Genomic DNA, 2,012 nt, shown 5'->3' with positions numbered 1-2,012 from the left:
GGTTTCCGCAAGAACCCGCGCAAACACGCGGGAACTGTAGCCATCAGACGAAAAAAAGCCCCAACTGAGAACAGTTGGGGCTTCAATAGTGGTGGTGGGGCCGCACCCCCTCTCAAACCCAGCAAACTGGGCTCGTTTTAGCTGCCAATGGCTGCTGCGAAAAAATGCGGAATCCACAAGCCTCGCTGGCGAGTTTATCAGAGGGAGATCATCCGACCTTTCGCAGGCACCAGGTTCAATTTCAAATCCGCATTCAACACTTGAACCGCCGTCCGCATTTTTTACCCAATAACCTGGCTTTGGGACGAAAACACACCTTCATGGAGCGCCGCCAACTCTTGCGAAGGAGACCCGTGGACACCAAATATCTGGGGCTAAGACAACAGGCAAGGTGATCAAGACTGCGTTCTTGCACTTTCCGGATTGTTGGTTTACAATTTCATTACGAAACTACATTTTTGTAAACCACTCAAGGCACATCATGTTCAACACTCGACTCCACCGAGCTCGTAAGGCTGCAGGGCTTTCCCTGCGGGATCTTGGTGAGCGTGTGGGGGTGTCTCATGCCTCTATAAAAAAGTACGAAGACGGTGATGCAATGCCGTCGTCAGACATCCTGCTTCATTTAGCACGGGCCCTGCAGGTGCGCACGGAATACTTTTTCCGCCCAGCCCCCGTCGTGTTGGAGGGCATTGAATACCGCAAGCGCAGCTCCCTCCCCAAAAAGCGGTTGGATGCGATTACCCATGAAGTCCTTGATCAAATTGAACGCCGTATCGAACTAGAGAACCTGTTTCCAAAGTCTCCAGTAAAGTCATTTGCACCTGTTGAAGAGGTCAATGACCAAATGACGTCGATGGATCAGATCGAGGATGTTGCCGATCGGGTCCGCAGCGCATGGAACCTCGGTTTTGATCCTATCCCGGATTTGATCGACGTTCTCGAGACAAACGGTATCCGTGTCTTCATGATTGAGGCCGACACCGAAAATAAATTCGACGGCCTTGCGGCTCGTGTAAGTGGCATGCCGATTGTGGTCGTGGGTCGATACTGGCCCGGCGATCGTCAACGCTTTACCTTAGCCCATGAACTTGGACACCTGATGCTGGAAGGACGTCTTGCTCAAGACCTAGATGAGGAAAAGGCATGCAACCGTTTCGCAGGTGCATTCCTTTTCCCACGGGAGTCTGTGCGACAGGAACTTGGCGGTCACCGCAATGCAATCGAACTCAAGGAGCTCGGACTGCTTAAAGAAGAGTTCGGGCTGTCAATGGCCGGAATTCTCTATCGCGCCCGCGACCTTGACATCATTTCACATGCCTATCGTGAAGATCAAGCAAAACTGTTTCGCATCAAGGGTTGGTTCCGAAAAGAACCGGGGCAAGACTACCCAGCAGAAAAGGCACACATATTCGAGCAACTGGTGTTCCACGCCTTGGCTGAGGATTACATCGGCGAATCAAAAGCTGCAGAGCTGATGAATATGCCATTGCAACAGTTCCGGCGCGTCCGCTCCATGGAGGGCGGCGATGCTGCTCCTAATAAGTGATGCCAACATATTGATGGACGTTGAAGTCGGTGACCTTGTGGCACCGATGTTCAGCTTGGGCTACGAATTTGCCGTGCCCAACGTCCTCTACTATGAAGAACTGGAGGATCAGCATGCACATCTGCTGGACATGGGGCTGCAGGTCCGCACTTTGACAGACAAGGGGGTCGGACGCGTCCAGTCACTGAGTCAGACCTACTCCAGACCCGGTCGCAATGACTTGTTCGCTCTGGCATTGGCCGAATCGGAACAATGCCCCCTGTTAACTGGCGATGCAGCTCTTAGATCCGCGGCCGAATCAGAAAATGTCGTGGTCATGGGAACGGTCTGGCTGGTTTCCGAAATGGTGCGTCAGCAGCGCATCACGGTCACCGTCGCGAGGGCGGCGCTTCACAGGATGCGTGTCAACGGTCGCAGACTGCCGTGGGATGCGGCCGAGAAGGTGCTGAATGAACTTGAAACT

2 protein-coding genes are annotated in these 2,012 nt (G+C 53.2%); both read left to right on the top strand.

Annotated elements, in window-relative coordinates; translation table 11 throughout:
* Nucleotides 1–481: 481 nt before the first annotated feature.
* Nucleotides 482–1,549, top strand: a complete 1,068-nt coding sequence (locus B7Y67_RS16245) for an XRE family transcriptional regulator (RefSeq protein WP_293599522.1) — start codon at nucleotides 482–484, stop codon at nucleotides 1,547–1,549.
* A 13-nt stretch (nucleotides 1,550–1,562) separates the two neighbouring features.
* Nucleotides 1,563–2,012, top strand: a 450-nt coding sequence (locus B7Y67_RS16240; RefSeq protein WP_293599521.1) for a PIN domain-containing protein, incomplete at its 3' end; no start/stop codon positions are given.

Source organism: Polynucleobacter sp. 35-46-11, assembly GCF_002281105.1.
Note: the sequence above shows the minus strand (reverse complement) of the source record. Positions and strands in the feature narration are given on the sequence as shown.